We start from the raw sequence: 22,387 nt of genomic DNA on the forward strand, positions 1-22,387 counted from the left end.
CGTGAGCGACCGGAAATCTTCCGGCCGCCGAGTCTTGTCATGCGCATTGTGAGGGGTGGTCTCGGGCGGGGCAAGGAGTCGACTCCCGCCCCGTGGCCGAGAACGCGTCAGACGGGCTGCCGCTGCAGCGTGTCCGTGGCCCCTCCCGTGCGCTGCATGCGGTGCCAGCGCAGCCGGCTGCCCAGCAGAGCCGTCACCACCGACTGGACCACGACCAGATACATCAACTGCCGGTAGACGAAGATCTGCAGCGGCATCGTCCACAGTGGCTCGAACCGCTCCTTGTCGAGGCGGAGAGCGTAGACCGCACTGACGACCTGGACGGCGGTGAAGGCGAGCCACACCAACCCGGCCTGTGCGGCGCCCTGGAAGAGCAGCCCGTAGACCGCGAAGACGTCGACCAGGGGGGCGAGCAGCGGAAGCAGCGTCTGGAAGACGGCGAGGTACGTCAGTCCGCGGCGGCCGAACTTGCCGCCGGCACCCCGCTCGACGAGCGCGCGCCGGTGCTTCCACATCGCCTGGAGCGTGCCGTAGCACCAGCGGTAACGCTGCTTCCACAGCTGCTTCACGGTCGACGGAGCCTCGGTCCACGCGATGGCCGACTCCTCGTACACGACCCGCCAACCGGCCCGGCACAGCGCCATGGTGAGGTCGGTGTCCTCGGCCAGGGTGTCCTCGCTGACCCCGCCGACCCCCAGGAGCGCCTCGCGGCGGAAGGCACCGATGGCACCGGGCACGGTCGGCATGCATTCGAGGACGTCGAACATGCGACGGTCGAGATTGAAGCCGATGACGTACTCCAGGTGCTGCCAACGCCCCAGGATGCCCTGCCGGTTGCCGACCTTGGTGTTTCCGCTGACCGCGCCGACGCGCGGATCGGCGAGCGGCTGGATGAGCCGGCCGATCGCGTCCGGTTCGAAGACCGTGTCACCGTCGATCATCACGACGATGTCGAACTCGGCCCAGGACAGGCCGGTGTTGAGGGCTGCGGCCTTGCCCGCGTTGGGCTGGCGGATCACCATCACGCGCGGGTCCTCGGCGCGCACCGACTCGGCGATCTCGAAGGTGCGGTCGGAGGAGCCGTCGTCGACCACGATGATCTGCACGTACTCGTGCGTCGAGGCGAGCAGGGAGCGCAGGGTCGCCTCGATGCCCGCCTCCTCGTTGTACGCCGGGACGATCACCGTGACCGGGTCGGCGACCAGGGCCGGCCGGTGGCCCCGGCGGCGCTTCTTGCGGGTGCGGCTCACATGCACGCGGGCGACCGTGAACAGCAGCACCAGCCGGGCCACGGTGATCACGCCGGCGGCTGCCATGAGCCAGGTCATGCCGTCCGCGAAGGCCCGGGAGACGTCCTGAGCCCACACGATGACCGTCCCCTTCGCCTCGTCGGCTCCGGAGACGGAGTAGGTGGTGCCGTGCAGGCCCAGGCCGGCGCCGACGGTCGTGAAGCGCAGGCCCTTCACCGGCGGCTGCGCCAGCAGGCGTTCGGTCTCGCTCACGGCCGCGGGCGAGCCGGTGAGCTGGCGGATCGCGCCGCTCTTCGAACTGCGGCCCGGCGCGTCGGCGGCGACCAGGACGTATCCGTCGTCGACGGCACGCTTGCCGGCGGCCCACTCGGCGTCGCACAGCGTGGTCACGGAAGAGGTGTCCGGCAGCCGCAGCAGGTGGGTGCCCAGGGCCGCGGTGCCCGCGAACGTGTTCTGGGTCAGCGCCAGTTCGAGCTGGGAGCGGGCGGCGCCGGTCCGGGCGAGATCGGCGTCGGTGTACGTGTGCGAGCCGATCTCGTGGCCCTCGTCGCGGATGCGGCGGACGAGGTCGGGATGGGCCGCGGCCTCGGCGCCGGACAGGAAGAAGGTGGCCTTGGCATGGTGCCGGGCGAGGACGTCGAGCAGCCGCGGGGTCCAGGCGGGGTCCGGCCCGCCGTCGTACGTCAGCGCGACCGTGCGGGCCGGGAGCCGCGCGCTGCGCAGTCTGCCGCCGGACTCGCTCAGGACCGCACCGCCGGATCGCACCGCCTGCGGAGCCGGGGCGCAGTCCCGGGCGGGCGCCGCGGTCGGGGCTATCTCGTGCCGCCCGTAGCCGCTGAACAGCAGGGCCGTGGCCGCCACCGCGAGCGTCAGGACGAGCAGCAGCCAGTGGGCGCGGGGGTCGCGGCGGCGGGCGTGGCGGCTGGGGGTGCGCGGGGTACGGGAAGACGGGGGCAGCACGGCGGTACGTGACGCGCCGGAGTCACCGAAGGGTCCGGACGTACGAGCAGTGTCGGCGCCACTCGCCGTGCCTGCCGGTCTTGCGGTGCGGGCTGTTCTTCGACTCACTTGGGTCCCCTGGTCGATCCCTGGCCGCGGCCGGGGGTGACACCGGAGTTTCCCCGCCCCGGTGCCGTGGTCGTGGTGGGGGTCGCCGTGGTCGAGGGCGCCGTGCTGGGTTCCGTGGACGTGTCACCGCTGCCGGCGGACGCGCTGCCGGACACACGCGGAGAGGCGGAGGCCGCGCCGGTGGCAGCGGGGGCCGCCGCGGACTCGGACGGCCGGGGACCGGCAGTGCCGGTGGCGCTGCCACCAGCGCTGCCGGGGGTGGCGCCGGGCGCCGCCGTGGGCGACGCGGACTGCTCCGCCTGCCCGGCCTTCTGCTTGTGTTCCTTGCCCTGCACCCAGGGCAGCGGGCCGTCGGAGGGCCCGGAGCCGAAGAGTCCCGAGACGACGACGGCTATGAAAAGGACGCAGACCGCGCCCACGGCTATCGCCACCCGGCGCATCAGCCGAGCGCGCCGCCCCGAGCCGTCGACGAACACGGAACCGTCATCGTCCTGGGGCGCTGCGGCGTCGTATCCCCCGGGCGCGGTGAGGTGCCCCTCGTCCTCATGGTCCGCGTCACCCCTGCCGTCGTCGGTCACCGGGGGCAGCTCGGCCGTCTGGTCGTACGCGCTCTGCCAGCCGTGGGCGGCCGCCGGGTCGGCGTACTGGTCGTACTCGGGCGTCGCGTCGGGGTACGGGTGGTACACGTTCGGCGCCCCCTGGGCACCGCCGTTCTGCTGATGCACCCCGTTCAGGGGGTGCGCGCCCGTCGCGCCGTTCGCGGCATTCGCGCCGTATGCCCCTTCGCCGGGCCGCTGCTCCCATGACATGGCGGGCCATTCTAGAGGTGTGAACGACGCGTGACGGAGTTACCTGCGATAACAGCCCAAACCGCCCCGTCCCACGTGGTGGAAAACACGCGGCGCACGGCGTGCTGCGGCCCTAAGCTCACGGACATGCAGGTGATCCAGTCGACCAAGCTCGCCAACGTCTGTTACGAGATCCGGGGCCCGGTGCTCGAGGAGGCGATGCGGCTCGAGGCGGCCGGACACCGCATCCTCAAGCTGAACACCGGCAACCCGGCCGCGTTCGGCTTCGAGTGCCCGCCCGAGATCCTGGAGGACATCCTCCGCAACGTGTCCTCGGCGCACGGCTACGGCGACGCCAAGGGCCTGCTGGCCGCCCGCCGCGCGGTCGTCATGCACAACCAGACCCTCGGCATCGAGACGGACGTCGAGCACGTCTTCATCGGCAACGGCGTCTCCGAGCTGATCGTGATGGCCATGCAGGGCCTGCTGGACGACGGCGACGAAGTCCTCGTCCCCGCACCGGACTACCCCCTGTGGACCGCGGCCGTCTCCCTGTCCGGCGGCACGGCCGTCCACTACCGCTGCGACGAGCAGTCCGACTGGATGCCCGACCTCGCCGACATCGAGCGCAAGGTCACCGACCGCACCAAGGCCATCGTCATCATCAACCCGAACAACCCCACGGGCGCGGTGTACGACGAGGCGGTGCTCAGGGGCCTGACGGACATCGCCCGCCGCCACAACCTGCTGGTCTGCTCGGACGAGATCTACGACAAGATCCTCTACGACGGCGCCACGCACACCCCGACCGCCGCGGTCGCCCCCGACCTGCTGACCCTCACCTTCAACGGCATGTCGAAGGCGTATCGGGTGGCCGGCTACCGGGTGGGCTGGATGTCCGTCTCCGGCCCGCGCGCGCACGCCAACTCCTATCTGGAGGGCCTGACGATCCTGGCCAACATGCGCCTGTGCGCGAACATGCCGGGCCAGCACGGGGTGGTGGCCGCGCTGAGCGGCCGGCAGTCGATCGACGACCTGGTGCTGCCGGGCGGTCGCCTGAAGGAGCAGGTGGACGTCGCCTACGAGCTGCTGACGCAGATCCCGGGCGTGACGTGCGTACGGCCGAAGGGGGCGCTGTACCTCTTCCCGCGCCTGGACCCCAAGGTCTTCAAGATCAAGGACGACCGCCAGATGGTGCTGGACCTGCTGCGCCAGGAGAAGATCATGGTCGTCCAGGGCACCGGCTTCAACTGGCCGGAACCGGACCACTTCCGGGTGGTGACCCTGCCGACGGTCGGCGACCTGCGGGACGCGGTGACCCGGATCGGCACCTTCCTTGACGGCTACGGCCAGCCGTAGCGCAGGAGCCGGAGCCGTACCGCGTTCGACACGCCACTTGCCCCCCAGATCTCCACGACTGTTCAAGGACCGGGCCCCGCACGCCGTTGTGCGGGGGCCCGGTACGGGAGCACCGCGGCCGGCCGTGACGATCGCAGGTCAGGGCAAGTCGAGCCGGCCGCGGAGTCTTGCGGGCGGGATCAGCCCAGGCGCTTCACCAGCGCGCGGTACTCGTCCCACAGCTCCTTCGGGGTGTGATCGCCGAAGGTGTTGAGGTGCTCGGGAACCAGGGCGGCCTCCTCGCGCCAGATGTCCTCGTCGACCGTGAGGAGGAAGTCCAGGTCGGCGTCGGCCAGCTCGAGACCGTCGGTGTCCAGGGCCGCCTTCGTCGGCAGGACGCCGATGGGGGTCGCGACACCCTCGGCCTTGCCGTCGAGGCGCTCCACGACCCACTTCAGGACGCGGCTGTTCTCGCCGAAGCCGGGCCAGACGAACTTGCCCTCGTCGTTCTTGCGGAACCAGTTGACGTAGTAGATCTTCGGCAGCTTGGACTGGTCCTTGTCCTTGGCCACGTCGATCCAGTGGGCCATGTAGTCGCCCATGTTGTAGCCGCAGAAGGGCAGCATCGCGAACGGGTCGCGGCGCAGCTCGCCGACCTTGCCCTCGGCGGCCGCGGTCTTCTCGCTCGCCACGTTGGCGCCGAGGAACACGCCGTGGTTCCAGTCGAAGGACTCGGTCACCAGCGGGACGGCCGTGGCCCGGCGGCCACCGAAGAGGATCGCCGAGATCGGCACGCCCTTGGGGTCCTCCCACTCGGGCGCGATGATCGGGCACTGCGAAGCCGGCACGGTGAAGCGGGCGTTGGGGTGGGCGGCCGGGGTGCCCGACTCGGGCGTCCAGTCGTTGCCCTTCCAGTCCGTCAGGTGGGCCGGAGTCTCCTCCGTCATGCCCTCCCACCAGATGTCGCCGTCGTCGGTGAGCGCGACGTTGGTGAAGACCGCGTTGCCCCACAGCGTCTTCATCGCGTTGGCGTTGGTGTGCTCGCCGGTACCGGGCGCGACACCGAAGAAGCCGGCCTCCGGGTTGATGGCGTACAGGCGGCCGTCCTCGCCGAACCGCATCCACGCGATGTCGTCGCCGATGGTCTCCACGGTCCAGCCGGAGATGGTGGGCTCCAGCATGGCGAGGTTGGTCTTGCCGCAGGCGCTCGGGAAGGCGGCGGCGACGTACTTCGGCTCGCCGGTGGGCGGGGTGAGCTTCAGGACGAGCATGTGCTCAGCCAGCCAGCCCTCGTCACGCGCCATGACGGAGGCGATACGCAGCGCGTAGCACTTCTTGCCGAGCAGGGCGTTGCCGCCGTAGCCGGAGCCGTACGACCAGATCTCGCGTGTCTCGGGGAAGTGCGAGATGTACTTGGTCGAGTTGCAGGGCCACGGGACGTCCTCCTGGCCCTCCGCCAGCGGGGCGCCCACGGTGTGCACGGCCTTCACGAAGAAGCCGTCGGTGCCGAGCTCGTCGAGGACGGCCTGGCCCATGCGCGTCATCGTGCGCATCGAGGCGGCGACGTACGCCGAGTCCGTGATCTCCACACCGATCGCGGAGAGCTTCGAGCCCAGCGGGCCCATGCAGAACGGAACGACGTACATGGTGCGGCCACGCATCGACCCGCGGAAGACGCCCTGCTCACCGGTGAAGATCTCGCGCATCTGCGCGGGAGCCATCCAGTGGTTGGTGGGACCGGCGTCCTCCTCCTTCTCGGAGCAGATGAACGTGCGGTCCTCCACGCGGGCGACGTCGGTCGGGTCGGACGCCGCGTAGTAGGAGTGGGGGCGCTTGACCGGGTCCAGCTTCTTGAAGGTGCCCTTGCCGACGAGCTCCTCGCACAGCCGCTCGTACTCGGCCTCGGATCCGTCACACCAGACCACGTTGTCCGGCTGAGTCAGTTCGGCGATCTCGTTCACCCACGAGATCAGTTCCTGATGGTCGGTGGGGATGACGGGGGGAGCCGCGATGTCGCGCGCCACGATCGCTCCTAAAATGATGGATTTTGTCCTATGGGCCCCATGGGGGCTGCGACCCGGACGCTTCGTAGCCGCTCATCCGGTGTCGACCGCACTCATTTGATCATCCGACGCCTGCGCCCATCTGTCCAGAGGACCCCACAGGTGAGCGGAGTGAGGAACGCCACGATTACCGCATCACCGGGCGGATTTTTTGCGTGCAGGTAGGCTTCACCTGGACGTTCTTTTGCCTTCCGCCCGCCCTGCCGTCGCATCGCCGCCGATTCCTGTCGGTTCGTCACCGAACCCCGCTGATCCGCAACTTACGGTGCCGTAGGTACCATGACCTGCATGACTGCGTCCGCCTCCGACGCGCCCACGGACACGCCGGCCGACGACCGCCGTTCCGTCGCGCTTTCCCTGCCGCACCCGGTCAAGCCCAAGCTCCGCGGCTGGCTGCACCTCGGCATGTTCCCGGCCGTCCTCGTCGCGGGCCTGGTCCTCACCGCCCTCGCCGACTCCGCCCGCGGGCGCATGGCCTGCGGGATCTACGTGCTGACCGCATGCCTGCTGTTCGGCGTGAGCGCGCTCTACCACCGGGGCAGCTGGAGCCCGCGGATGGACGGCATCCTGCGCAGGCTCGACCACGCCAACATCTTCCTGATCATCGCGGGCACCTACACCCCGCTGACCATGCTGCTCCTGCCCGGTGCCAAGGGACAGTGGCTGCTGTGGGGCATCTGGGCGGCCGCGGCCGCGGGCATCGTCTTCCGCGTCTTCTGGGTCGGCGCCCCGCGCTGGCTCTACACGCCCTGCTACATCGCCATGGGCTGGGCGGCCGTCTTCTTCCTGCCGGACTTCCTGCGCGCGGGCGGCATCGCCGTCCTCGTCCTGGTCATCCTGGGCGGCGTCCTCTACAGCGCGGGCGGCGTGATCTACGGGATGAAGCGGCCCAACCCCTCACCGCGCTGGTTCGGCTTCCACGAGGTGTTCCACTCCTTCACCCTGGCCGCCTTCGTCGTCCACTACGTCGGCATCTCCCTGGTGGCGTACCAGCACGCGTGAGCCACTCGCAGGTGAGAGCTACTCTCTTTTCATGCCGGCCCCCGGTTCCGCCCCCGCCGACCGCCCCCGGCCGGGCCTGCGCGAGCGGAAGAAGACCAGGACCCGCGCGGCGATCCGCGAGGCGGCGTACGCGCTGATCGAGGAGCAGGGCTACGACGCCACGACGGTCGAGCAGATCGCCGACCGGGCCGAGGTGTCGCCCTCGACCGTCTTCCGCTACTTCCCGGCCAAGGAGGACATCGTCCTCCCGGAAGAGCGCGACGCCGCCCTCCTGGCCCAGCTGCGCGCCCGTCCCGCGGACGAGCCATGGACGGAGTCCGTCCGGCACGTGGCGCGCCACGCCGCCCGGCAGGCGGTCGACGACGAGCCCGAGGTGACCCGGCTGCGGACCCGGCTCGCCGCCGAGGTCCCCGCGGTCCGCTCCCGGATGACCCGGAGCCTGTCGGCCACGGGCCACACGCTCGGCCGGTTCATCGCCGAGCGCACCGGCCTCGACCCCGACGGCCTGGAGGTGCGGATCGCCGCGGTGTCGCTGCTCGGCGCGCTGCTGGAAACCTCCCTCCACTGGGCGGAACACAGCCACATTGACGACCTCGCGGAGCTGGTCGACCGCACCCTGGACGTCCTGGAGCACGGCCTGCCCACGACCGCCGAAAAACCCTGAGGCCCAAGAGCCCTGCCGTGGCATCCTGACCGGGTGAACGGTCCCGAGATACGCGTCGACGTCTCCCCCGAGCTGCGGCTGTTCGTCCCGCACGCCCGGCGCCGGGGCACCACCCCGCTCGCCACCGACGGCGTCTCGACGCTCGGCCACGTCATCGAGTCCCTCGGCGTCCCGCTGACCGAGGTCGGCGCGCTGCTCGTGGACGGCCGCGAGGTGCCCGTGTCACACATCCCGGCGGCCGGCGAGACCGTGCGCGTACGGGCGGTCGAGCGCCCCCAGCGGGTCCCGGGCGCCCCCCTGCGCTTCCTCCTCGACGTCCACCTCGGCACCCTCGCGCGCCGGCTGCGCCTGCTCGGCGTGGACACGGCGTACGAGTCGACGGACATCGGCGACGCGGCGCTCGCCGCCCGCTCGGCCGCCGAGAAACGGGTCATGCTCAGCCGCGACCGCGGCCTGCTGCGCCGCCGCGAACTGTGGGCGGGCGCCTACATCTACAGCACCCGCCCCGACGATCAACTCCACGACGTCCTCGACCGGTTCGCCCCCGAGCTGCGCCCCTGGAGCCGCTGCACCGCCTGCAACGGACTGCTGAAGCACGCCACCAAGGACGAGGTGGCCGACCACCTGAAGGGCGGCACGCAGCGGTCGTACGACGTCTTCGCGCAGTGCCGGGCGTGCGGCCGCGTGTACTGGAAGGGCGCGCACCACAACCAGCTGGAGGCCATCGTGGAGCGCGCCCTGGCCGAGCACGCGAAGCACCCCTGAGCGCGCGGCGCCGCCCCGGCCGCTCGGGCCGGCTCAGCTCAGCGCCGTGCGCAACCGCTCCGGGTCGGTGGTCGGGGCGTCACAGGTGAAGTTGCGGCAGACGTACGCGGTGGGATCGCCGTCCACCAGCGGCCGGTCGGCCAGCAGCGGGAACTCGTCGGTCCCCTCGGTCCCGGCGGCGACGACGGCGCCCGGAGCGGTGCCGAGCAGCGCCGTACGGTGCAGGTCCTTCGTCTTCTCGTCACCGAGGTCCGGTCCGACGACCGCGACCTCGCGCGGCCCGTCGAGCAGCGCCTCGGCGGCGGCGAGCCCCCACCCGATGAACCGCGGGACGCGCGGCCCGAGCGCCTTCACCACCCCGAGCGCCCGCTCGGCGGCGGTGCGATGAGCCTCGGCGCCGGTGTGGGCGGCATAGCTCAGCAGGGCGTTCGCGGCGGCGGTCCAGCCGGAGGGTGTGGCGTTGTCGGTGGGGTCCTGCGGGCGCCGGATGAGCCGCTCGGCGTCGGCGGCCGTGTCGTACAGGGCGCCGGTCTCCGGGTCGGTGAAGCGGGTGAGCACCTGGTCGAGGAGCAGCCCGGCGAACTCCAGCCACACGCCCTCCCCGGTCACGGAGGCGAGCGCGAGGAAGCCCTCGGCGACGTCGGCGTAGTCCTCCAGCACACCGGCGTTGGCGCCGGCCCGGCCGTCCCGGCTGGTACGGGAGAGGTGGCCGCGGTCGTCCAGGTGCAGCCGTACGAGGAGATCCGCGGCGCCGACCGCGGCCTCGACCAGGTCGGGTCGGTCGAAATAGGCGCCGGTCTCGGCGAGCGCGGCGATCGCCAGCCCGTTCCAGGCGGCGACGATCTTGTCGTCACGGCCGGGCGCGGGACGCTCGGCCCGCGCCGCGAGCAGCCGCCGCCTGATGGAGCCGATCCTCTCGGCGTCGAACACCCCTTCATCCTGCGGGAGTTGCAGCACGGACTGCCCGTGCTCGAAGGTGCCCTCGTCCGTCACACCGAAGTACTGCGCCGCGCGCTCGGCATCCTCGGGCCCGAGGACCTCGACGAGCTGCCGAGGCGTCCACACGTAATACGCGCCTTCGACATGCTTCCCGGTCCCGTCGTCACTGTCGGCATCGAGCGCGGAGGCGAACCCGCCCTCGGCGGTGCGCAGTTCGCGGACCAGGAAGTCGGCGGTCTCCAGCGCGACGCGACGCGCGAGCTCGGAGCCGGTGGCCCGCCAGAGGTGGGCGTAGACGCGGCACAGCAGCGCGTTGTCGTACAGCATCTTCTCGAAGTGCGGCACGATCCAGTCCCGGTCGACGGAGTACCGGGCGAACCCGCCGCCGAGCTGGTCGTAGATCCCGCCGCGCGCCATGCGCTCGCAGGTGTCCCGGGCCATCTGCAGCGCGCCTTCCGACCCGGTCCGCGCATGGTGCCTGAGCAGGAACTCGGTGACCATGGACGGCGGGAACTTCGGCGCCCCGCCGAATCCGCCGCGCTGCGGGTCGTACTCCCGCGTGAGCCCCAGCAGCGCCCCGGCGAGCTCCTCCTCCCCGGGAGCCTCCGAGGCCCCGTAGGGAATCTCCCGCCCGGCCAGATCCTGCACGATCTTCCCGGCCACCTCGGTGACCTCGTCCCGCCGCTCCCCCCAGGCCCGCTGCACGCCCTCCAGCACCTGCGGGAAGGAGGGCATGCCGTGCCGGGGCTCGGGCGGGAAGTACGTCCCGAAGTAGAAGGGCTCGGCATCCGGAGTGAGGAATACCGTCATGGGCCAGCCGCCCTGCCCGGTGGCCGCCTGGACGGCCTCCATGTAGACGGCGTCGACGTCGGGGCGCTCTTCTCGGTCGACCTTGATGTTGACGAAGTGGTCGTTCATAAAGGCGGCGGTCGACTCGTCCTCGAAGCTCTCCGTCGCGAGGACATGGCACCAATGACAACTGGAATAGCCGACGCTGAGCAGCACCGGGACCCCTCGCCGCCGCGCCTCCTCGAATGCCTCGTCCGACCAGGGCCACCAGTCGACGGGGTTGTCGGCGTGCTGGAGGAGGTAGGGGGACGTCTCATTCGCCAGTCGGTTCACCGTTCCACTCTCCCACGGCGTCCGGTACGGCGTAGAACCGCAGGTTGACCGGGCGCGCCCCGTCGGGAGCGTCCTCGCGTGAGTGGACGTAGCGCTCCAGGAGTGCCTGGTACTCCCTTGTGAGGTCGAGGAGTTCGTCCTGGGTGAGCCAGGTACCGGCGCGCATGACCTGGGCCCATCCGTCCGGTCCCCGGTACTCCTCGTGGGCGCGGCGGAACAGCTCGGTGTCCGCCTCGATCTTCAGCAGGGCGAGCTGCCGGGCAGCCGCGTACTCCTCCGTGGGCATGGCGGCGGGGTCGGGCGTGGTGTGGCTGAAGGGCAGCATCCGCCACCAGCGCTCGCGGCCGCCGGACTTCTCCGGGATCTCCTCGATGAGCCGCTGTTCGGCGAGTCTGCGCAGGTGGTAGCTGGTGGTGCCGGAGCTCTCGCCGAGTTCGCGCGCGAGCACGGTGGAGTTCGCCTCGCCGCGTCGTCCGAGGTAGTCGAGGATCCGGCGGCGCAGGGGGTTGCCGAGGGACTTGTAGAGAGCGGTGCGCTCCAGGCTGGTCAGCTCGGTCATGCCGTCGGTCATGCCGTCACGGTAACCCTGAGAACCCTGAGCCGTCCCTGATGTCTGCAGAATTTTCTTTGCAGACATTTCTCTGCGATTTAGGGTGGCGGCATGCGAACGAAATGGGTTCTGCTCGCGCTCGGCGCCGCCGCCGTGCTGCTGACGCCCTGGATGGTGGTGCTCGGCCTGACCCTCCCGGCGGACACGGAGGTCCGGCACTGGTCCCTGGCCTGGATCGGCCTCGACGTCCTCATGGCCGTGGGCTGCGCGGCCACGGCCCTCCTCGGTCTGCGCGGCGACGACCACGCCCGTCTGACCGCCTCCGCGACGGCCGCGGTCGCGGTGCTCGACGCCTGGTTCGACATAACCACCGCGCAGTCGGGCCCGGCTCTGCTGCAGGCACTGGCCTGCGCGGTCGCGGAGGCTGCACTCACCTGCGCCTGTGTGTTCCTGGCGCTTACGCGGGGGCGGGGCCGGCCGGTCCGGCGGTGAAGCCGTCCGCCGCGTGATCTGGGCCCTCTCGCGCCCCAGCGCTCCCCGAAGGACACTCGTAGGCAAAGGAGTTGACGCCGGAGGGGGACGAGACATGCGGGACAGCCTTCGGGTGGAGGCCGAGCGGCTGATGGTGCGGGCCGTGGAGGAGGAGGTACGGCGCTCGGGCGGGCGCATCGACGGGCAGGTGTTGCTGGCTCGGGCGCGCGAGGCGCTGGATGCCATGGCACAGACGGCCGCCGAGGAGTACGAGGCCTATACGCGCGCGCTCGACCAAGGGGAGGCAGGACGACTGACCTTCGCGCAGCGGTATGCCCGGGAGGGTGCCGGAACCCCCTTGCTGGTGGCGGGTGTTGCCGCGGTCGCGGCCGCGGTGAGCGATCTGGCCCTCGGTACCGGTGCGGGCACGGCGCTCGGTGCGGGCGTCGCCGTCGGCGTGGTGGGGGCGGTCGCCACCGTGGTGAAGGTGGCCGGATCCCATCTGCCCGCCGCCCACCACCGTGCCGGCGCGGTCACCCAGCCGGGCGGCCCGGAGCAGTTGCGGCTGCAGTGGCTGACGGCGCTGGAGGTGCGCGGTGTCCGTCCGTTCCTGGATCAGCAGCGGGTGCTCAGCGCCTCGACCGGGCCGAGGAGTGCGGGCGGCCCCTTGCTGCGTGGCACGGACAAGAGCGCGGCGGCGCGGCGGCGTAGCGTGCTCGACCAGTCCTTCGGGCAACTGCCGGAGCCGGACGGGCCGTTCGCGGGGCGGCGGCAGGAGATGGCGCAGATCCGGCAGTGGGTGCAGGCGGCCCGCGCGGCGACGGAGACCCGGCCGACGGTGGTGGTCCTGCACGGGGTGCCCGGCTCCGGCCGTACGACGCTGGCGGTCCGCGCCGCCCATGACCTGCGGGACCACTTCCGCGGCGCGGTCGTCGTCGATCTGCGGGGCGGCCGCAACGAGGAGCCGCCGCTGCCCACCCGCGACGCCCTGCTGCATCTGCTCAACCGGCTCGGCGCGCCGCGTGAGCAACTGCTGTTCCGTGAGCGGTCCTCCCCCGACCAGCAGGTCAAGCGCCTGGGCGAGCTGTACCACCAGCATCTGACCGGTCTCCCGGTGACGATCGTGCTGGACGACGCCTCGGACGCCGAGCAGATCCGCGCCCTCGTGCCCGAGCGCTCCGACAGCCTGGTCCTGGTCACCGCCCGGCGGCCCGTCGAGCTGCCAGCGGACCTCCCGGCGTGGGTGCACCGGCTGGAGGTCGAGCCGTTGGACTCGGCCGGTGCGGAGGAGCTGCTGGGCGCGGCCGCGCAGGAGATGCCGGGGCCGTACGACGCCGAATCGGCGGACGCCGTCCGGGAGTTGTGCGGGGGTCTGCCGCTGGCGCTGCGCATCGCGGGCTCGTCGCTGGGCCCGCGCTCACCGCGCGGACTGGCGGCGGATCTGGGGGCGTACGGCCCGGTGGAGCCGGTGGAGCGCGCGCTGTGGCTGCGCTACAGCGACCAGTCGGAGCCCGCGCGCCGGCTGCTGCGCCGGCTCGCGCTGGCCGACCGGGCCTCGCTCGGCACGGCGGCGGCCGCCGCCCTGCTCGCGACGGAGGAGGCGGAGGCGACCCGCCACCTGGCCACCCTCGCGCAGGCGGGCCTGATCGACCACGTCCGCGGCAGCCGCTACCGGCTGCACGACCTGGTGCGCGCCTTCGCCCAGGCCCGTCTGCTGGACGAGGAGGAGCCGGCCGAGCGCACGGCGGCGCAGGAGCGCCTGATCGTGAACTACGCGGAGCTCGCCGACTCGGTGCTGCGTCTGGTCGACGGCAACCGGTCGACCCGCTCGGACCGCTTCGGACCGCACGGCTTCACGTCCCTGGACGAGGCCCTGCGCTGGCTGGACGACGAGTCCAGCTTCATCACGGCGGCCCTGCGCCACGCGGAGGGCGTGAACCAGGCGGCCGTACTGAACCTGCTCGGCGCCCTGTGCGACTACTGCCTGCTGCGCGGCGACCTCTACCGGCTCGGCGAGATCAGCGAGCTGGCACAGGCCGTGGACCAGGGGCTCCTCGTCCGCTCGGTGCAGTGGCGCACCGGCATCGCCGCGCGGCAGCTGGGCGAGCTGGACAGGGCCCGTACGACGCTGAGCTCCGTCGTCGACCTCTACCTGGAGGCGCACCACGACGCGGGCGCGGCCCGTGCCCTGTGCTCACTCGGCATCACGTTCCACCACCAGGGCCACCTCACGGAGGCGGCGGCCAAGCTGCAGGAGGCGCTGGATCTGCAGGCGGCTCCCGCGCTGGCGACGGACCGCGCCTGGACGATGCACGCGCTGGCGGCGGTGCAGCGCGACCGCGACCGGCTGGCGGAGGCCCGGGATCTGCTCGCCCGGTCCCTCGTCCTGCATCAGGAGGGCGGCTCGGTGCACGGCGAGGCGTGGGCCCACTACCAGCTGGGCCAGCTGGCGCTGCGCATGGGCGACGTACCGCACGCTGAGACGGAGCTGCGCGCCGCCCTCGACGGTTACGGCCGTACGCGTGACGCCCGTGGCGAGGCGTGGGCGCTGACCCAGCTGGCGCGGGCCCGGCTGGTGGACGGCGATGCGTCGCCGGCGGTGGAGGGGCTGCGCGGGGCGGCCGCCCGGCACCGCGACAACGAGGACGCGCGCGGCGAGGCCTGGACCTTCTACTACCTCGGCCAGGCCCTGGAGGAGACGGGCGACCTGGACCGGGCCGTGCGTGAGCTGGAGCGCTCCCGCACGATGTTCTCCCGTATGCGCGACGTCTACGGCCTGGCCTGCGCCCGCCACCACTCGGCCCGTGTCACCCGCGACCAGCGGGCGGCCCGGACGGGCTCGCTGCGGAACTCGGGTTTCGCGCGGCAGCTCCTCGTCGACGCCCGGGCCGACTTCCAGCGCATCGGCGTCGCCCACGGCGAGGCGTGGACGTGCCTGGAGCTGGCCGTCGTGGAGGGCGGCAACGCCCGCGCCCAGCAGGCCCTGGCGCTGTGCGACGAGGCCGTCGGGCTGTTCACCTCGTACGGCGACCGGCGAGGCGAGGACTGGGCCCGCTTCCTGCGCTGCACCCTGCTGCCCTACGCCGCGCCCGGCGGTGTGGACGTCGGCACGGCGGTCGCCCAGGAGGAGCTGGCCCAGCTCTCCCGCGCCGCCCACCCGGCGCGCGACGAGAAGCTCGGCGACTACGTGGCGGCGTACCGGCTGCTGCTGGAACGCGGGGTCGTCCTGGAAGAGGGCTGGCCGGCGTGGCGGCTGGGGATGGTGCCCGACCGCCACGCCCGCGAGGTGATGGGCGTGGCGGTACCGGCACCGAGCTGACGCGCCGCCCGGACCGCCCCGCGGCTCAGCTCTGCTGCTTGCCCCGGCCGGCGGCCTTGCCCGTGCCGGCCTCGTCGGTCTCCTCCCGGGAGGGGGTGGATTCCTTGAAGTCGACCTTCTGCATGTGCTTGTTCATGGACTTCATCAGGCCCCATACGGCCACGGCCATCACCGCGAAGACGATGAAACCGAGGACGCCGGGGGTGACCTTGTTCTCGTCGACCTCCTTGGCCAGGGGGACGAGGTGTGTCAGTGCCAGGCTCGCGCTCATGTCAGGCATTGTCGCGGATGCCCGCAAAGAGGTCGTCCTCGGGGAGGGAGGTATCGACGAGGGACTTGGCGAGCTCGTACTCCTCCGTCGGCCAGACCTCCTTCTGGATCTCCATGGGCACCTTGAACCAGCCGCCGTCGGGGTCGATCTGCGTGGCGTGCGCGATCAGCGCCTTGTCGCGAGTCTCGAAGAAGTCGGCGCACGGAACGTGCGTGGTCAGCGTGCGCTCGGCGCGCTGGAACTCCTTCCAGCGCTTGAGCCACTCCCCGTACGGCGACTCGAGGCCGCGGTCGAGCATCGCGTGGTGCAGCGCCTCGGTGCGGGGGCGGTTGAAGCCCTGGTTGTAGTAGAGCTTGAGCGGCTGGTGGACCGCGCCGTACTCGCTCTCCGGGTACTTCTCGGCGTCCGCCGCCCCATCGAACGCCACCATCGAGATCTTGTGGGTCATGATGTGGTCGGGGTGCGGATAGCCGCCGTTCTCGTCGTAGGTGGTGATCACCTGGGGGCGGAAGGAGCGGATCTGCCGCACCAGCTCACCGGCCGCCTTGTCGACGTCCTCCAGGGCGAAGCAGCCCTCGGGCAGCGGGGGCAGCGGGTCGCCCTCGGGCAGGCCGGAGTCGACGAAGCCGAGCCACTCCTGCTTGACGCCGAGGATCTCGCGGGCCTCGTCCATCTCCTTCTTGCGCACCTCGTGGATGTGCTCCTCGATGTACGCGTCACCCTGCAGCTTGGGGTTGAGGATGGAGCCGCGCTCCCCGCCCGTGCAGGTCACGACCAGCACGTCCACCCCCTCGGAAACGTACTTCGCCATGGTGGCCGCGCCCTTGCTCGACTCGTCGTCGGGGTGCGCGTGAACGGCCATCAGTCGCAGCTGGTCAGTCAAGACTCATCCTCGGTAAGTCGGCGCCCCGGTGTTGTCGGGTGCGATGCAATGCGTTGCAACGGGTGTCGTCCCGCAGGGACGTCGTTGAGGGGCGGTGGTCGGGTGACGGGCGGGCGGCTTCTATAGTGACGGAATCGGGGGGCGAATAATTCCGGGGCCCGGCTCCAAAGGCCCCTTTCGGGACAATCGTCCCGCTCCTGCCGAGAGGATGATCATGAGTACGGCGAGCACGCGACTGCCCGAGGGCCGCTACGGCCGTTCCTCGGACGAGCGCGCTGACCGCAAGCTCAGGATCGCCGGAACCGTGCTCGGCTCGGCCGTCCTCGTGCTGATCGGCTACTTCGCCTACCACTACGTCGCGGAGAACGAGATCAGCGCACAGGTGGTCGCCTTCAAGGCCTCTGACGACGCGGTCCAGGCGCACCTGGAGGTCCACAAGGACGCCGGCGCCGACGGCTACTGCACCCTGCGCTCCCAGAGCGCGGAAGGCGCCGAGGTGGGCCGGGCGGACTTCCACTTCGCCGGGCCCGCCACGCGCATCGACCGGGTCGTCACGCTCCGTACGACTGCGCGGGGTGCGACGGCCGAGCTGCTCGGTTGCCACGCCGGCTGACACCCGCCCCGAAACATAGGGCCTGACCTGCGTCGACGAGATTCTGATGGCTTATGTCCTCCCCCTTGAGCCATTGAATTGTTAGGCTCGTGGTTTCGCCCATCCGTGAAGGAACATTCTTCTGGGTAGGGCGATGCTTTGTATTCCCAGTACCGACGAGGAGCACCTGTGACCCAGACCAGCGAGAACGTCACCTGGCTGACCCAGGAGGCGTACAACCAGCTCAAGGCCGAGCTGGAGTACCTGTCTGGTCCTGCGCGCACGGAGATCGCCGCCAAGATCGCGGCCGCGCGCGAGGAGGGCGACCTGCGCGAGAACGGCGGGTACCACGCGGCCAAGGAGGAGCAGGGCAAGCAGGAGCTCCGTGTGCGCCAGTTGACCCAGCTCCTGGAGAACGCCAAGGTCGGCGAGGCTCCCGCCTCGGCCGACGGCGCTGTCGCGCCCGGCATGGTCGTGACGATCGCCTTCGACGGTGACGAGGACGACACGATGACGTTCCTGCTCGCCTCCCGCGAGTACGCGAGCGCCGACGTCGAGACGTACTCGCCGCAGTCCCCCCTGGGTGCAGGCGTCATCGGCCACAAGGTCGGCGAGGACGCGGAGTACGAGCTGCCGAACGGCAAGACGGCTTCGGTGAAGATCCTCAAGGCCGAGCCTTACTCGGGCTGATCCCGTATTTCCGATGCCCCCGGTATCCGCTCCCGGATACCGGGGGCATCGCGCGTTCCTCAGGCGGTGGCCGAGCGGTACTTGCGGACCGCCAGCGTCCGGAATATGACGATGATCAGGACCGACCAGATCAGCGAGGCCCACACGGGGTGCTGCATGGGCCAGACGTCGGGCGTCCGGAAGCCCGGGGGGAGGTTGCCGAACAGCTCGCGGCACGCCTGCACGGTGGCACTGAACGGGTTCCACTCCGCGATGTGCCGCAGGAAGGCCGGCATCTGGTTCGCGTCCACGAACGCGTTCGAGATGAATGTCAGCGGAAACAGCCAGATCAGGCCGCCCGAGGTCGCCGCTTCAGGAGTGCGCACGGACAGGCCGATGAGCGCGCCGATCCACGAGAACGCGTACCCGAGGAACAGAAGCAGGCCGAATCCGGCGAGCACCTTGCCGAAGTTCTCGTGCGTGCGCCAGCCCACCAGCACGGCGACGACCGCGAGGACGAGCAGGGTCAGCGCAGTCTGGACCAGGTCGGCGAGGGTGCGCCCGGTCAGGACCGCGCCGCGTGCCATCGGCAGGGAGCGGAAGCGGTCTATGAGGCCCTTGTGCATGTCGTCGGCGATGCCCGCACCCGCGCCCGCCGTGGCGAACGTGACGGTCTGGGCGAAGATGCCGGCCATCAGGAACTCGCGGTAGGCCTGAGTGGCATTGGACGAGCCGACCTGGATCGAGCCGCCGAACACATAGGTGAACAGCACCACGAACATGATCGGCTGGATCAGGCCGAAAATGAGCATCTCGGGGATCCGGCCCATGCGAATCAAATTCCGCTGGGCGATCACCAGGGAATCGCTCATGGCACTCACTTCACGGCCTCCTTGCGGCTGTCGTCACGGTCGCTCTCCTCTTCCTTCTCCTCGGCGACGTGACCCGTCAGGGACAGGAAGACGTCGTCGAGGGTGGGGCGGCGCAGGCCGATGTCGTCTATCTCGATGCCGCGGGTGTCCAGTTCGCGGATGACCTCGGCGAGCAGCTTGGCGCCGCCGGTGACGGGCACCGTCAGCTTGCGGGTGTGCTCCTCGACCGTGGTGTCGCCCTTGCCGAAGCCGCGCAGCACCTCGTCGGCAGTCGCCATGCGCTCCCGCTCATGGACGACGACCTCGACGCGCTCCCCGCCGGTGCGGGCCTTGAGCTGGTCGGAGGTGCCCTGGGCGATGACGCGGCCGTGGTCGACGACCGCGATGTCGTGGGCGAGGTGGTCGGCCTCTTCCAGGTACTGGGTGGTGAGCAGCAGCGTCGTACCGCCGGAGACCAACTCCTTGATGACCCCCCACAGTTGCTGGCGGTTGCGCGGGTCGAGGCCGGTGGTCGGCTCGTCCATGAACATCACGGGCGGTGAGACCACGAGGGCGGCCGCGAGGTCGAGCCGGCGGCGCATGCCCCCCGAATAGGTCTTGGTGGGGCGGTCGGCGGCGTCCGTGAGGTGGAACTGCTCGAGCAGCTCCCCCGCGCGGGCCTTCGCCTGCTTCGCCTTCATCTGGTAGAGCCGGCCGACCATCTGCAGGTTCTCGCGACCGGTGAGGTATTCGTCGACCGCCGCGAACTGGCCGGACAGGCCGATGGAACGGCGCACGGCGTCGGGGTGCTTGAGCACGTCGACACCCGCGACGACCGCGTGGCCGCTGTCGGGGCGCAGCAGGGTCGTCAGGCAGCGGACGGTCGTCGTCTTGCCCGCGCCGTTCGGCCCGAGCAGGCCGAGGACCGTGCCCTCGGGGACATCGAGGTCGACGCCGTCCAGTGCCCTTACGTCACCGAAGGTCTTCACCAGGCCTTCGGCATAGATGGCGCCTGGCATATGAGTCTCCACGTCGTCGGGGATTCGTTGGGATGCGCTGGACCGATCGAGACAGACGATATCGCGATGTATCGCGTCTCTCAATGGATTTACTCGAACGAGTGACCGTCGAGCGACGAAGAGTTCCCTGACCTCGGGCTTCCATGACGCTTCGCCAGATTCCGTGCCGTCAGGTGCCGCCCCGTCAGGTGCCGTGCCTGGCGCCTCAGTCGATGACCGTGTACCCGGCCTCGCGCAGCGCCTGGCCGACCTCGACGCAGTGCGCCGGGCCCTTCGTCTCCAGGTGCAGCTCCACCTCCGCCTCCGTGAGCCCGAGCCGTGGATCGGTCCGCACATGGCTCACGTCGAGGACGTTAGCGTCGACCACTGACAACGCCCCGAGGAGCGTGGCGAGGGCACCCGGCCGGTCGGTCAGCCGTAGCCGTACGGCCAGGTAGCGGCCCTGCGCGGCCATGCCGTGCCGCAGGACCCGCTGAAGCAGGACCGGGTCCACGTTGCCGCCGGACAGCACCGTGACGACCGGCCCGGGGAAGACGCCGGGATCGCTCAGCAGCGCGGCGACCGGGCTGGCGCCGGCCGGCTCGACGACCAGCTTCGCGCGCTCCAGGCACAGCAGCAGCGCCGCGGACAGCTCGTCCTCGCTGACCGTGCGGACCTCGTCGACCAGGTCACGGACGATCCCGAACGGCACGTCGCCGGGCCGACCCACCTTGATGCCGTCGGCCATCGTCACCGGATTCTCGATCGACACGGGACGTCCGGCCTGGAGCGAGGGCGGATACGCCGCCGAGCCCGCCGCCTGCACCCCGACGATCCGCACGTCCGGCCGCAGCGCCTTCACGGCGACGGCGATGCCCGCCGCGAGCCCGCCGCCCCCGATCCCGACGATGATCGTGCCCACCTCGGGGCACTGCTCCAGGATCTCCAGGCCGACCGTGCCCTGCCCCGCGATGATGTCGGGGTGATCGAAGGGGTGGATGAACACCGCGCCCGTCTTCTCCGCGTACTCCCGGGCGGCGGCCAGCGTCTCGTCGACCACCTGGCCGTGCAGGCGCACCTCGGCGCCGTAGTCCCGGGTCGCGCTGATCTTCGGGAGCGGGGCGCCCTTCGGCATGAACACGGTGGCGTGCACGCCGAGCAGCGCGGAGGCCAGCGCGACGCCCTGCGCGTGGTTGCCGGCGCTCGCGGCCACCACACCGGCGGCGCGCTCCTCGGGCAGCAGCCCGGCGATCCGGACGTACGCGCCGCGCAGCTTGAACGACCCGGTCCGCTGGAGGTTCTCGCACTTGAGGTGCACCGGCGCGCCGACCAGCTGGGACAGGTGCCGGCTGCCCTCCATCGCGGTCACCCGCGCCACGCCCGTGAGCATCTTCTGGGCGCCTCGTACGTCGTCGAGAGTGACGAGGCCCAGGGAGTCAGCCGTGCCGTAGCTCATACCTCAAGTCTCGCAGTTCACAGTCCCGTCCATCGGGTGTGACCAAGCTCCGGAACAGGTTTTCCCGGCGCCGGTACGGCCCGTGCCCCGGCCGCGTACCCTGTCCCCCATCCCAGCACTCTTCTATGAAGTGAGCCTCCGGCCATGCCCACAACACCTGACATGTCGATGGACATGACGACCGTCGGCGCCACCGGGCTTCTCGAGACGCTGCAGCACGAGGTGGCGGTGTTCGCCCGCCGTGCCGAGCAGACCCGACTCGGCGGTGTCGGACAGGTGCGCAACTCCATGGACCGCGCCGCATACCTGCTGCTCAGCCGCCTCGACAAGGAAGGCCCGATGGGCGTCAAGGCGCTGGCTTCGAGCATGGGGATCGACTCGTCGACGGTCACCCGGCAAGTCGCTCCGCTGGTGGACACCGGGCTCGTCAAGCGCACCTCGCACCCCGAGGACGGGCGGGCGGTGGTGCTCCAGCTGTCCCCGCGCGGGTTGTCCCGGCTGGAGGAAGTGCGTTCGTCGAGGCGTCAGCTGATGGCCGAGTTGACGCACGACTGGGCACCGGAGGAGCGCGAGGCGTTCTGCACGCTCCTGACGCGCTTCAACAGCGCGCTCTCCGCCCGTATGACGGTCCAGGGCATGCCCGCGCCGGAGACGCCCCCGGCCTCCTGACTCCCGGACTCCCGCGCCCCGGACTCATGGGCGCCGGACTCTTGACCTTGGGCCGCCGCTGGCCTCATATGAGACCGGGGCCGCGTCGTACGTGCTTCCACCACCCGTACCGGACGGGCCCCTCAGGGGGGAGGCGCGGTGCGAGAACGGCAGGCGTTCCAAGATGCCCGCCGGGCCCGGGAGTTCGAAGCGTTCGTCGCGGGCGCGGCAGGGCGGCTGCTGCATGCCGCGACGCTGCTCACCGCGGAGACGCCGGACGACAACCCGCGCGCGCGGCGCCTGCTCACGCTGGCACTCGCCCACACGTACGCGTCCTGGGGCCGGCTGCGCGGCGAGGACCCGTACGACCGCGCCCGTCAGTACCTCGCGACGCGCTTCGCGCGCGGGGCGTGGCATCAGCACGGGAGCTTCGGCCGCGCCCGGCCGCATGCCGGGAGTCCGCTGGCCGTCCTCACGCCCCAGGAGCGCCTCATCCTCGTCCTCAGGTTGTACGAGGGAGTCGCCGAGGAACAGGCCGCGGCCCTGCTCGGCCTGCCCACGGAACGCGTGCACACCGTGTGCGACCGGGCGACGGCCACCCTGCTGCATCCGCCACGAGCGCGGGCCACGGCGGTGGCGGGGAGGAAGGTGGCGCCGTCATGAGAACGACCCGTGAGAGG

Annotated in this window: 20 protein-coding genes; 10 read left to right on the forward strand and 10 right to left on the reverse strand. The window is 71.1% G+C overall.

The annotated features are described in order from the left end of the window. Positions 1 to 107 precede the first annotated feature (107 nt). Positions 108 to 2,210 (reverse strand): bifunctional polysaccharide deacetylase/glycosyltransferase family 2 protein, encoded by a 2,103-nt coding sequence (locus ABZ910_RS11730; protein WP_361362150.1) that lies wholly within the window; start codon positions 2,208 to 2,210, stop codon positions 108 to 110. 104 nt (positions 2,211 to 2,314) lie between these two features. Then, complete coding sequence (locus tag ABZ910_RS11735; RefSeq protein WP_361362153.1) at positions 2,315 to 3,127, reverse strand: hypothetical protein; 813 nt, start codon at positions 3,125 to 3,127, stop codon at positions 2,315 to 2,317. Positions 3,128 to 3,253: 126 nt separating this feature from the next. Here ABZ910_RS11735 and ABZ910_RS11740 point away from each other — a divergent pair, with 126 nt between their 5' ends. Continuing rightward, a complete protein-coding gene (locus ABZ910_RS11740; RefSeq protein WP_361362156.1) occupies positions 3,254 to 4,465 on the forward strand; it encodes a pyridoxal phosphate-dependent aminotransferase in 1,212 nt (403 codons plus the stop codon). Positions 4,466 to 4,644: 179 nt separating this feature from the next. Here ABZ910_RS11740 and ABZ910_RS11745 read toward each other — a convergent pair whose 3' ends face one another. Beyond that, positions 4,645 to 6,468 carry a phosphoenolpyruvate carboxykinase (GTP) gene (locus ABZ910_RS11745; RefSeq protein WP_361362159.1) on the reverse strand — a complete coding sequence of 608 codons (1,824 nt, stop codon included), beginning with the start codon at positions 6,466 to 6,468 and terminating at the stop codon, positions 4,645 to 4,647. 327 nt (positions 6,469 to 6,795) lie between these two features. Here ABZ910_RS11745 and ABZ910_RS11750 point away from each other — a divergent pair, with 327 nt between their 5' ends. From ABZ910_RS11750 to ABZ910_RS11760, 3 genes are read left to right on the forward strand one after another with little or no spacing between them, the layout of a single operon-like run. After that, a complete protein-coding gene (locus ABZ910_RS11750; protein ID WP_361362162.1) occupies positions 6,796 to 7,509 on the forward strand; it encodes a hemolysin III family protein in 714 nt (237 codons plus the stop codon). 31 nt (positions 7,510 to 7,540) lie between these two features. Continuing rightward, complete coding sequence (locus ABZ910_RS11755) at positions 7,541 to 8,173, forward strand: TetR family transcriptional regulator (RefSeq protein WP_361362165.1); 633 nt, start codon at positions 7,541 to 7,543, stop codon at positions 8,171 to 8,173. A gap of 33 nt (positions 8,174 to 8,206) precedes the next feature. Continuing rightward, positions 8,207 to 8,938: a Mut7-C RNAse domain-containing protein gene (locus ABZ910_RS11760; RefSeq protein WP_361362168.1), complete on the forward strand. Its 732-nt coding sequence runs from the start codon at positions 8,207 to 8,209 to the stop codon at positions 8,936 to 8,938. 33 nt (positions 8,939 to 8,971) lie between these two features. Here ABZ910_RS11760 and ABZ910_RS11765 read toward each other — a convergent pair whose 3' ends face one another. Continuing rightward, a complete protein-coding gene (locus ABZ910_RS11765; protein WP_361362171.1) occupies positions 8,972 to 10,999 on the reverse strand; it encodes a thioredoxin domain-containing protein in 2,028 nt (675 codons plus the stop codon). Next, positions 10,980 to 11,570 carry a helix-turn-helix domain-containing protein gene (locus ABZ910_RS11770; RefSeq protein ID WP_361362174.1) on the reverse strand — a complete coding sequence of 197 codons (591 nt, stop codon included), beginning with the start codon at positions 11,568 to 11,570 and terminating at the stop codon, positions 10,980 to 10,982. The genes ABZ910_RS11765 and ABZ910_RS11770 overlap by 20 nt, the downstream gene beginning before the upstream one ends. 90 nt (positions 11,571 to 11,660) lie before the next feature. On the opposite strand from ABZ910_RS11770, the gene ABZ910_RS11775 reads away from it, so the two are divergent. Beyond that, complete coding sequence (locus tag ABZ910_RS11775; RefSeq protein ID WP_361362177.1) at positions 11,661 to 12,041, forward strand: hypothetical protein; 381 nt, start codon at positions 11,661 to 11,663, stop codon at positions 12,039 to 12,041. A 94-nt stretch (positions 12,042 to 12,135) separates the two neighbouring features. Beyond that, positions 12,136 to 15,339: a tetratricopeptide repeat protein gene (locus ABZ910_RS11780; protein WP_361362179.1), complete on the forward strand. Its 3,204-nt coding sequence runs from the start codon at positions 12,136 to 12,138 to the stop codon at positions 15,337 to 15,339. A gap of 25 nt (positions 15,340 to 15,364) precedes the next feature. Here the strand turns inward: ABZ910_RS11780 and ABZ910_RS11785 are convergent, their stop codons facing one another. Both ABZ910_RS11785 and mca read right to left on the reverse strand, forming a co-directional pair. After that, positions 15,365 to 15,610, reverse strand: a complete 246-nt coding sequence (locus ABZ910_RS11785; protein ID WP_361362182.1) for a hypothetical protein — start codon at positions 15,608 to 15,610, stop codon at positions 15,365 to 15,367. 1 nt (position 15,611) lies between these two features. Continuing rightward, positions 15,612 to 16,493 carry a mycothiol conjugate amidase Mca gene (mca, locus tag ABZ910_RS11790; RefSeq protein WP_361362185.1) on the reverse strand — a complete coding sequence of 294 codons (882 nt, stop codon included), beginning with the start codon at positions 16,491 to 16,493 and terminating at the stop codon, positions 15,612 to 15,614. Positions 16,494 to 16,707: 214 nt separating this feature from the next. Here mca and ABZ910_RS11795 point away from each other — a divergent pair, with 214 nt between their 5' ends. Both ABZ910_RS11795 and greA read left to right on the forward strand, forming a co-directional pair. Continuing rightward, complete coding sequence (locus ABZ910_RS11795; protein WP_361362188.1) at positions 16,708 to 17,106, forward strand: DUF4307 domain-containing protein; 399 nt, start codon at positions 16,708 to 16,710, stop codon at positions 17,104 to 17,106. 168 nt (positions 17,107 to 17,274) lie between these two features. After that, positions 17,275 to 17,775 (forward strand): transcription elongation factor GreA, encoded by a 501-nt coding sequence (gene greA / locus ABZ910_RS11800; RefSeq protein WP_361362191.1) that lies wholly within the window; start codon positions 17,275 to 17,277, stop codon positions 17,773 to 17,775. A gap of 59 nt (positions 17,776 to 17,834) precedes the next feature. Here the strand turns inward: greA and ABZ910_RS11805 are convergent, their stop codons facing one another. From ABZ910_RS11805 to ilvA, 3 genes are all read right to left on the reverse strand, one after another. Continuing rightward, a complete protein-coding gene (locus ABZ910_RS11805; RefSeq protein WP_361362194.1) occupies positions 17,835 to 18,626 on the reverse strand; it encodes an ABC transporter permease in 792 nt (263 codons plus the stop codon). 5 nt (positions 18,627 to 18,631) lie between these two features. After that, positions 18,632 to 19,624, reverse strand: coding sequence for an ATP-binding cassette domain-containing protein (locus ABZ910_RS11810; protein ID WP_361362197.1), 993 nt, complete (start codon positions 19,622 to 19,624; stop codon positions 18,632 to 18,634). A 205-nt stretch (positions 19,625 to 19,829) separates the two neighbouring features. Then, positions 19,830 to 21,059 carry a threonine ammonia-lyase gene (gene ilvA, locus ABZ910_RS11815; protein WP_361362200.1) on the reverse strand — a complete coding sequence of 410 codons (1,230 nt, stop codon included), beginning with the start codon at positions 21,057 to 21,059 and terminating at the stop codon, positions 19,830 to 19,832. Between the two features lie 162 nt (positions 21,060 to 21,221). Between ilvA and ABZ910_RS11820 the strand changes: the two genes are divergently transcribed. Further along, complete coding sequence (locus ABZ910_RS11820) at positions 21,222 to 21,728, forward strand: MarR family transcriptional regulator (RefSeq protein ID WP_361362291.1); 507 nt, start codon at positions 21,222 to 21,224, stop codon at positions 21,726 to 21,728. Positions 21,729 to 21,866: 138 nt separating this feature from the next. After that, positions 21,867 to 22,370 carry a sigma factor-like helix-turn-helix DNA-binding protein gene (locus ABZ910_RS11825; RefSeq protein WP_361362203.1) on the forward strand — a complete coding sequence of 168 codons (504 nt, stop codon included), beginning with the start codon at positions 21,867 to 21,869 and terminating at the stop codon, positions 22,368 to 22,370. Positions 22,371 to 22,387: the final 17 nt, after the last annotated feature.

Source organism: Streptomyces sp. NPDC046805 (assembly GCF_040645355.1).
In the GTDB taxonomy this organism is placed as follows: Bacteria; Actinomycetota; Actinomycetes; order Streptomycetales; family Streptomycetaceae; genus Streptomyces.

What these genes read in the sequence shown, in the direction of transcription:
- ABZ910_RS11735 (WP_361362153.1), bottom strand. Translation starts at nt 3,127, where the DNA reads ATGTCATGGGAGCAGCGGCCCGGCGAAGGGGCATACGGCGCGAATGCC.
- ABZ910_RS11740 (WP_361362156.1), top strand. Translation starts at nt 3,254, where the DNA reads ATGCAGGTGATCCAGTCGACCAAGCTCGCCAACGTCTGTTACGAGATC.
- ABZ910_RS11750 (WP_361362162.1), top strand. Translation starts at nt 6,796, where the DNA reads ATGACTGCGTCCGCCTCCGACGCGCCCACGGACACGCCGGCCGACGAC.
- ABZ910_RS11755 (WP_361362165.1), top strand. Translation starts at nt 7,541, where the DNA reads ATGCCGGCCCCCGGTTCCGCCCCCGCCGACCGCCCCCGGCCGGGCCTG.
- ABZ910_RS11770 (WP_361362174.1), bottom strand. Translation starts at nt 11,570, where the DNA reads ATGACCGACGGCATGACCGAGCTGACCAGCCTGGAGCGCACCGCTCTC.
- ABZ910_RS11775 (WP_361362177.1), top strand. Translation starts at nt 11,661, where the DNA reads ATGCGAACGAAATGGGTTCTGCTCGCGCTCGGCGCCGCCGCCGTGCTG.
- ABZ910_RS11780 (WP_361362179.1), top strand. Translation starts at nt 12,136, where the DNA reads ATGCGGGACAGCCTTCGGGTGGAGGCCGAGCGGCTGATGGTGCGGGCC.
- ABZ910_RS11785 (WP_361362182.1), bottom strand. Translation starts at nt 15,610, where the DNA reads ATGAGCGCGAGCCTGGCACTGACACACCTCGTCCCCCTGGCCAAGGAG.
- ABZ910_RS11795 (WP_361362188.1), top strand. Translation starts at nt 16,708, where the DNA reads ATGAGTACGGCGAGCACGCGACTGCCCGAGGGCCGCTACGGCCGTTCC.
- ABZ910_RS11805 (WP_361362194.1), bottom strand. Translation starts at nt 18,626, where the DNA reads ATGAGCGATTCCCTGGTGATCGCCCAGCGGAATTTGATTCGCATGGGC.
- ABZ910_RS11810 (WP_361362197.1), bottom strand. Translation starts at nt 19,624, where the DNA reads ATGCCAGGCGCCATCTATGCCGAAGGCCTGGTGAAGACCTTCGGTGAC.
- ilvA (WP_361362200.1), bottom strand. Translation starts at nt 21,059, where the DNA reads ATGAGCTACGGCACGGCTGACTCCCTGGGCCTCGTCACTCTCGACGAC.
- ABZ910_RS11820 (WP_361362291.1), top strand. Translation starts at nt 21,222, where the DNA reads ATGTCGATGGACATGACGACCGTCGGCGCCACCGGGCTTCTCGAGACG.